Origin of the sequence: Afipia sp. DC4300-2b1 (assembly GCF_049895725.1) — a bacterium.
GTDB classification, from domain to species: domain Bacteria; phylum Pseudomonadota; class Alphaproteobacteria; order Rhizobiales; family Xanthobacteraceae; genus Afipia; species Afipia broomeae.
On the sequence record NZ_JAFCSX010000012.1, the window covers coordinates 1 to 7,748 of the forward strand.

Here is a 7,748-nt window from a genome sequence, read left to right on the forward strand (position 1 = left end):
TGCCCATCAGGTCAAGCATTCCATCAACCCCGATCTTGAACAGCAAGCCAAGGCCGCGTAGCCTGTTCAAACAGCGACGCCTGCCGAGCGAATTTCAACACGGCTCGGGACATTCCCAACCTGGCCGACAACGTCGGTAAGTCGACTTTGCCGGCCAGAGGCAGTTCATTTTTGTGTTTCAGACTTGGCAAAGTCCGCCGACTGTTCCTTTACCACGCTCCAAACGTCGTCTTGAAAGCCAGCGATCCAATCGGTTTGTGCAATCCATTTCTCTCCATCCCACATTTCAATACGTGTCTTGCCGCCGCCGCCATGATCCTGCGCCGTGACTGTAATAGGTGCAATCAAGCCGTTAGCATTATAATTTTTCAGACTCTCAAGACCAGCCTTAATTTTGTCGGGTGTTAGCGGCCAACCGCTATTCTTGATCGCAAGGCGGGCGCCTTCGAATGCGATCGAGTAGATCGCAAGACCAGTGTTGTAATAGACGTCCTCGGTAAACTTACGGTCACCGTTGCCTTTGCCCTTGTCGTAAAGCTCCTTGATAATCTGCTGAACCAACGGCTGATTTGAACCGCCGGCGACGTTGGTGCCGCGTTTTAATCCCTTGGCGGCATCGGGCCCGATATTTTTGATATCGACTTCGTTGAGCCAATTAACGGCGATGTATTTTTCGATCGGGATACCATTGCGCTTCATTTCGCGCGACGCGATCACATGCATATTGGACAGGCTCCAGCTCACAATCCAATCCGGGTTGAGACGACGGATCTGCGTCCAAGCCGACGCCTGATCGTTACCCGGCAGCGGATAAGGCACTAGCTGCAACTCGAAACCCTCCTTCTGTGCCAGTGTCTTCAGAATACCAATCGGCTCTTGCCCGAAAGGATAATCAACATAAACGAACGCGACCTTTACGCCCTTAAGATTTCCGCCGGACTTCTGTTTGATATATTCGATATCATTGGCGGCCTGGCCCCAATAGGTCGGTCCGATCGGGAATACCCATTTGAAAACGTTGCCATCGACCGCATCGCCACGACCGACCAGCGACTGGATCAGGATGTTGCCATCCTTCATGATGCGCGGAAGGACAGCGCGCGATACCGGCGTCGACAAGGTGTCGAACACCATCACGCCTTCGCGCTTTAGGCGTTCATAGCATTCGATGCCGCGCTGCGGCTCGTTGCCGTGGTCCTGCACGACTATTTCGATTGGATGGCCTTCAAGGCCGCCTTTTGAGTTGAGAAGATCGGCATAGTCGCGCGCAGCTTGGGCGATCTGCGGTGTGACGAACGTGTAGGCCTTGCTGAGATCATAGCATAACCCGAAGCGCACAGGGTCGGCCGCGGCTGCCGGCATGGCGTTGAGCAGCGTCAACGCCAGTCCGGCCAATATGGATAGTAACTTCATTTTTGTATCCTCCCTTGTTGGACTGAATGAATTGCAAAACATAAATCAGCAAATCAGCTTTTATTGAATGACACGTGCCTGGCGACCGTCAGGTTAGCCATCGTTTTCGCCGTCGGTAATGCTTGATGTCGCGAAAATTCTTGTTTTCCGCGCCTCCTAGGTAGAATTCCTGAATGTCGGGATTCTTCTTCAACGCTGCTGCGCTGTCGTGCATCACGATGCGGCCGCTTTCGATCAGATAGCCGTGGGAGACGATTTCGAGCGCGGCAATCGCGTTCTGCTCGACCAGCAATATCGAGAGTCCTTCATCGCGGTTGATACGGCCGAGGATCTGAAAGATTTCGGCGACGAGGAAAGGAGCCAATCCAAGGCTGGGTTCGTCGAGCATCAATAGTTTCGGCTGGGTCATCAAAGCTCGACCGATTGCTAGCATTTGCTGTTCGCCGCCGGAGAGATAACCCGACGCCACGGTCCGGCGCTCGTGCAGACGCGGAAAATAACTGTAAACTCGTTCCTTGTTGCGGTTCATGTCCTGGCGACTATGCAGCGCCGAAGCCGCGATGAGGTTTTCGTCGGGTGTGAGATGTTCGAACACCCGGCGTCCTTCGAGCACGTGGGCGATTCCCAGCTTGACGCGGTCCTGCGGCATCAGGCCGCCAATGCTTTGGCCGCGGAACTGCAGTTCGCCGCGCCGCACCTCACCCCGCTCGGCCATGAGCAAGCCGCTGATGGATTTCAGCGTCGTACTCTTTCCCGCGCCATTGGCGCCGAGCAGAGCCACCATTCCGCCCTCAGGCACATCGATCGAGACACCCTTTATCGCAAGTGAGACGTAGTCGTAGACGACCTCAATATTGTTGAGGGACAATATCTTAGAGGCAATCGGTGCGTTCATGGCGTTCGTGCTTCCCGCTATTTCTTCGTGTAGCCGAAAGGCCATACCAGGAGATATTCCCGAATGTTGTTGTACATCTTCCCAAGCCCCAGCGGCTCGATCAGGAGAAACCCGATAATAAGCGCGCCATAGAGAGCTTGGGGCAGATGAGCCAGAGTTTCGATACCTAACGAGACGCCGAACTTGGTCGCCGCCCAGGAGATGAAACTGTTCACCACGCCCGGCATCAGCAGAATGAACGCAGCGCCGAAATAGCTGCCGATGATGCTGCCCAGCCCGCCCACTATGACCATCGCCAACGCCTGAATTGAGACGTCGACGGAAAACTGCTCGGGGGTTACGGCATGGTAAAATGTACCGATCAGAATGGCGCCGGTGACACCCCCGATGAACGAGGATGTCGCGAAGGCCACTAATTTGAAGTAGAAGCTGTTCACTCCGATGACCGCGGCTGCGTAATCTTTCTCCCGAACAGCGACCAGAGCGCGGCCGAGCGCGGTGCGCCGCAGGTTGAGCATGAATGACGTGACAAGAACACACCAGACCAAAGCGACGTAATACAGTCCCGCGTCCGAGGTAACAGGCCAGCCCAGCAGCCGAATGTCGGGGGCTTGCAAAGTCGCTTGTGTACCGCCGCTGATCGCGGGCACGTGCGAAATCGTCCAGTCCATCACGAACTGCAGGGCGAGTGTGCTGAGCGCCAGATATAGGCCCTTCACGCGCAAAGCAGCGAAAGCGAAAACACTTCCGATAACCGCTGCCGTTACTCCCGCGAGGATGATGGCAATCTCCCACGGTATGCCTGCTCTGGTGGCATGAACCGCGGCGTAGGCACCGATTCCCATCACCGCTGCGTAGCCCAAATGAAATTGTCCCGCCCATCCAAGGATCAAATTGAGACCGAGCGCGCCCGCAGTCCAGACAAGCCAAGGCAGCAAATAACTGCTGAGATAAAGCGTGTTCATGTAGAGCGGCGCGGCCAGCACCAGCAACAGCAGAATACCAATCATCCATCGATCGGCAGGGATCGGAAATAATGCGCGGTCGGCTCCATAATTCGTATGAAAAATCCCGGCTTGACGGAATAGCATGATCCTAGACCCTCTCGATGTCGTGGCGACCGAAAAGTCCGTGCGGTCGAATCAAGATAGTCAAGATCAGCATCGCCGCATCGACAAGATCGCGACTCGCGCCACCCACCAGGGGATCGAGAACGCTGGATGCAATTCCCTCGACGACGCCGAGCAGGACGCCGGCGAGCAACGCGCCTCCTATACTGTCCAGTCCGCCCAAAACGGCTACGGTCACGCCCTTGAGCAGCAGTTGCGCGAGCGATTGATCGACGCCCTGTACCGAACTCCAGAGCACACCAGCAATCGTCGCGACCACCGCCGACATGGCCCAAGACAGCGCGACGCCGCGCTCGACCGAAATGCCGACCGACCAGGCCGCCGTATAATCATCGGAAATCGCACGCAAAACCACACCCATCCGGGTCCGGAAGAACATCACGAAAAAACCGAACATCGCAATTGCGACCACCGCTCCAAAAGCGTAAGCGCGGTTGATCAATAATGGACCAAGAAAAAGCGGGGCATCGCTGATGCCCAGATCCATGGGTCGCGTGGTACCGCCCCAAATGGTCATCGAGCCGGCTCGCAGGAAAATCTCCAGCCCGAGCGTCATCATCAGGATCATGATGATGGGGCGGCCGGCGAGGCGCCGCAGCGCCACCCGTTCGATGGCCAACCCGATGATGAACATTGTGATGATCGCCAGCGCAATCGCGGCCCAGATCGGCGCGCCTGCGTTGTTGGCGAATGCAAGCACGACATAAGCGGCCAGCATCGTCATCGAGCCCTGAGCAAGATTAGGCACCGATGACGATTTGTAGATCAGGACGATTCCCATCGCGACCAGTGAATACATCAAGCCAATAAGCGAGCCGTTGGTAGCGGATTCCAACAATGATATCGCGTCCATGCGTCAGGCCTCCTGTACCGACAGCGTGCGTTCGATGACGCCGACTTCGCCTGACTCGTAGCTGACCGTTGCCTTCATCAGCACCGCATTCTGATGACCGTAGATGGCGTCGATGATCGGTTTGTAGCGCTCCTCCACGACGTTGCGGCGGATTTTGCGGGTTCTGGTGATTTCGCCGTCGTCGGCATCGAATTCCTTGTGCAGGCAGACAAATTTCCGCAACTGCAATCCGTTTGGTAGTGCACTGTTAACGTGCTTCACCGCGGCGGCGATCAGGACGATGACCTGCGGCTTCTGCGACAGGTCGGCATAGGAGATGTAGGAAATGCCGCGCAGTTCGGCCCAAAGGCCGACAGCTTCCTTGTCGATGCAGATGATGGCTGACAGCGTATCGCGGCCGCTTCCGAGCACCGCGGCATCCTTGATGTACGGACTGAACTTGAGCCGGTTCTCGATATAGTTGGGAATATAGCGCTCGCCCTTCGCTGTGTGCACGACGTCCGACAGGCGCCCTAGCACCACGAGATGCCCGTCAGTTTCGACGTAACCTGCATCTCCAGTGTGCAACCAGCCGTCTTCGAGGCTTTCGCGCGTGGCCTCGTCTTGCTTGAAGTATCCGCTGAACACACTGCCGGAGCGGATCAGAATCTCGCCGGCGTCGCTTATCCGGACATCGACGCCCGGCAGGGGGCGGCCAACGGTGTGCAACCTTACCTCGTCGAGGCCCTGGATGGCATTGTAGGCGCTGGTTTCAGTCTGCCCATAGAGTTGGCGCAGTTTGATGCCGAGCGCGCGGTAAAAAACGAACGTATCCTCGCCCATCGCTTCGCCGCCGGTGAAGGCGCCGCGCAACCGGGTCAGGCCGAATTGGTCCTTGATCGGTCCATAGACCAGCCATTCGCCAAGCGGGTTCAACAGCCGCTGGTTGAGGGTGGGGTGACTGCCTTCGAGCTTGCGCTTTTCGGCTGAAATGGCCAACGCCATAAAAAACTTGTAGACCAGCTTCTTCAGCCACGAGGAGTCTTCCATGCGCACCTGGATGGTGGTCAATAGATTGTCCCAGCTGCGCGGCGCGGCCAGATAGAAGGTCGGCGCAATCTCGCGCAGGTTTTGCAGCACGGTCTCCTGCCGCTCTGGAATATTGATCGTGAAGTGCAGTGCGATTCCGGCGCCCATCGTCACCGCGAAGTCGCCGACCCAGGCCATCGGCAGATAGGCCAGAATGCTCTCGCCGAACTGGAACGCTCCGCCTCGATAGGCATTTCGAACGCCGGCCAACAGGTTACGATGCGACAGCACCACCCCCTTGGGCTTGCCGGTGCTCCCGGAAGAATGCACGAACACGGCCGGGCCCTCGGGCTGCGCGCGGGCGATCAGCTCGTTTCGGAGATTGGGGTTGCGGATGACTAGCTCCGCGCCCTTTGCCTGAAGCGAGTCCCACGAGATCAGGCCCGGATTGGCGTAAGCGGTCAGCCCACGCGGATCGTCGTAGACGATGTGTTCGATTGTGGCGCCCTGATCGCGCAGATCGAGCATTTTATCGACTTGCTCTTGGTCTTCGGCCAACGCGAAACGCGCGCCCGCCTCGTGAACGAAGTGGCGAATTTCATCGAGGGTTGCATCCGGGAACGCCGGCATTGCGTAGCCGCCGAGCGCGCCGGCGGCCAGCATCCCGGCATAAAGTCGGGGCCGGTTGTCGCCCAGCACCAGCATGACTTCGCCTGCTTTGAAACCCAGTCCTTCGAGACCTGCAGCACAGCAAAGCACGCTCTCAAGCAGTTCTCGCCACGTCGCCTGCTTCCAGATGCCTTTGCTTTTCTCGCGCATCGCGACACGGTCGGGAAAGACCTCGGCATTGCGCGCGAGAACGCGGATCAGCGTGCTATCGGTTTCGAAATTCCAGGCCAAGGCCGATTCAGCGGGCGGCATGCGCGCCCCCGATGTAAGCCTCGACCACCCGTGGGTCGGCGACGACGTCGGCCGGCACGCCGCTGCCGATCATTTCGCCATAGTTCAACGCCAACATGCGATCGCAAATGCCGGTGATGACGTCCATGTGGTGCTCGATCAGCAGCACGGTGACATTGCGTTCATCGCGTGCATCCAGAATGAAGCGAGCCATGTATTCCTTTTCTTCCTGGTTCATCCCCGCCATCGGCTCGTCGAGGATCAGGAAGCTCGGTTCGGCCGCCAACGCGCGCGCCAATTCGACCCGTTTCTTCAGGCCGATCGGAATCCCGTCGACCAGTTCGTCGCGCACGCTTTCAAGCTGCAGAAAATCTATCACGTCTTCGACCGCGGCACGGTTCAACGTCTCGTCGCTGCGGGCAAGCCACCAGTAGAGCGCCGTACGCCCTACACTGGGTCTCATGTGAATGTGACGGCCCAGCAGGATGTTGTCGAGCACGCTCATACCATTGAAGAGCGCAAGGTTCTGGAAGGTGCGGGCAACTCCCAACGTCGCGATATAGTGAGGCGCCAGGCCCGTGATGTCGCGGCCGTTTAGCAGAATGCGCCCGCGCTGCGGCGGATAGAATCCGGTGATGGCGTTGGTGAGGGTGGTCTTGCCGCATCCGTTGGGGCCGACGAGGCCGAATATCTCGCCGCGCTCGATGCACATATCGATTCCGTTCAGCGCGACAATGCCGCTAAAGCGTCGCTCGACAGACCGGCATTCGAGTACTGGGGCGTCGCCGCCGCGATTGTTGAGGGTCAACTTGAATCCCGTTTGAAGGTCAATCTGTTAAGAACACTTGCAGTTTCCAAATCTAAAGCCTGTTAGGCATTTGGGCTGTCCGTCGTCAGGCAATTTGAGACTGATCAGGTATTTCGAGAAGAGAGGCTCTGGCTCATCAGGGTTAGAGTTTAAGCGGCCTGCAGTCGGTGCTGCAAGCGTCGGTTCGCGATGGTGGCAAGTTTAATGCGTCTGCGTTCTGCGAGGATCGTCTGCGCTCGGTCGAAGTAAACGTCGGCAGGTGTGACGTTTTCGATGCTCTCATGATAACGAACATGATTGTAGTGCTCGACGAAGGCCCCAATCTGTCGGTCGAGATCTCCGGGTAGATAATAGTTTTCCAGCAGAATGCGGTTCTTCAGGGTCTGGTGCCAGCGCTCGATCTTGCCCTGGGTCTGCGGATGATAAGGTGCTCCCCGCACATGACGCATGCCCTTGTCTTCGAGCCAGTCGGCTAGATCGCCGGCAACATACGACGCGCCATTGTCGCTGAGCAGCCTCGGTCGATGCACAACGGTGGCGCTGTCGAGGCCCGATGCGGCCAGAGCTTGGTCCAGCGTGGCCGTGACGTCGGAAGCGCACATAGTGGGGCCGAGCCGCCACGCGGGAATGTCCCGAGCCGTGTTGAAATTCGCTCGGCAGGCGTCGCTGTTTGAACAGGCTACGCGGCCTTGGCTTGCTGTTCAAGATCGGGGTTGATGGAATGCTTGACCTGATGGGCAA

At 57.7% G+C, this 7,748-nt stretch carries 6 protein-coding genes and 1 pseudogene; all 7 read right to left on the bottom strand.

Features of this window, described 5'->3' with window-relative positions:
• Window positions 1-165: 165 nt before the first annotated feature.
• Entirely contained in the window at window positions 166-1,413 is a 1,248-nt protein-coding gene (locus ACP7AL_RS25390; protein WP_425995429.1) for an ABC transporter substrate-binding protein, read from the bottom strand.
• Between the two features lie 88 nt (window positions 1,414-1,501).
• A complete protein-coding gene (locus tag ACP7AL_RS25395) occupies window positions 1,502-2,308 on the bottom strand; it encodes an ABC transporter ATP-binding protein (protein ID WP_425995431.1) in 807 nt (268 codons plus the stop codon).
• Between the two features lie 17 nt (window positions 2,309-2,325).
• Window positions 2,326-3,399 carry a branched-chain amino acid ABC transporter permease gene (locus ACP7AL_RS25400; protein WP_425995433.1) on the bottom strand — a complete coding sequence of 358 codons (1,074 nt, stop codon included), beginning with the start codon at window positions 3,397-3,399 and terminating at the stop codon, window positions 2,326-2,328.
• Between the two features lie 4 nt (window positions 3,400-3,403).
• Window positions 3,404-4,291, bottom strand: coding sequence for a branched-chain amino acid ABC transporter permease (locus tag ACP7AL_RS25405; RefSeq protein ID WP_425995435.1), 888 nt, complete (start codon window positions 4,289-4,291; stop codon window positions 3,404-3,406).
• Between the two features lie 3 nt (window positions 4,292-4,294).
• Complete coding sequence (locus ACP7AL_RS25410) at window positions 4,295-6,220, bottom strand: AMP-dependent synthetase/ligase (protein ID WP_425995437.1); 1,926 nt, start codon at window positions 6,218-6,220, stop codon at window positions 4,295-4,297.
• Window positions 6,207-7,007, bottom strand: coding sequence for an ABC transporter ATP-binding protein (locus ACP7AL_RS25415; protein WP_425995439.1), 801 nt, complete (start codon window positions 7,005-7,007; stop codon window positions 6,207-6,209). The genes ACP7AL_RS25410 and ACP7AL_RS25415 overlap by 14 nt, the downstream gene beginning before the upstream one ends.
• A 149-nt stretch (window positions 7,008-7,156) precedes the next feature.
• Window positions 7,157-7,645, bottom strand: a pseudogene (locus ACP7AL_RS25420) (transposase); the annotation flags it as partial.
• Window positions 7,646-7,748: the final 103 nt, after the last annotated feature.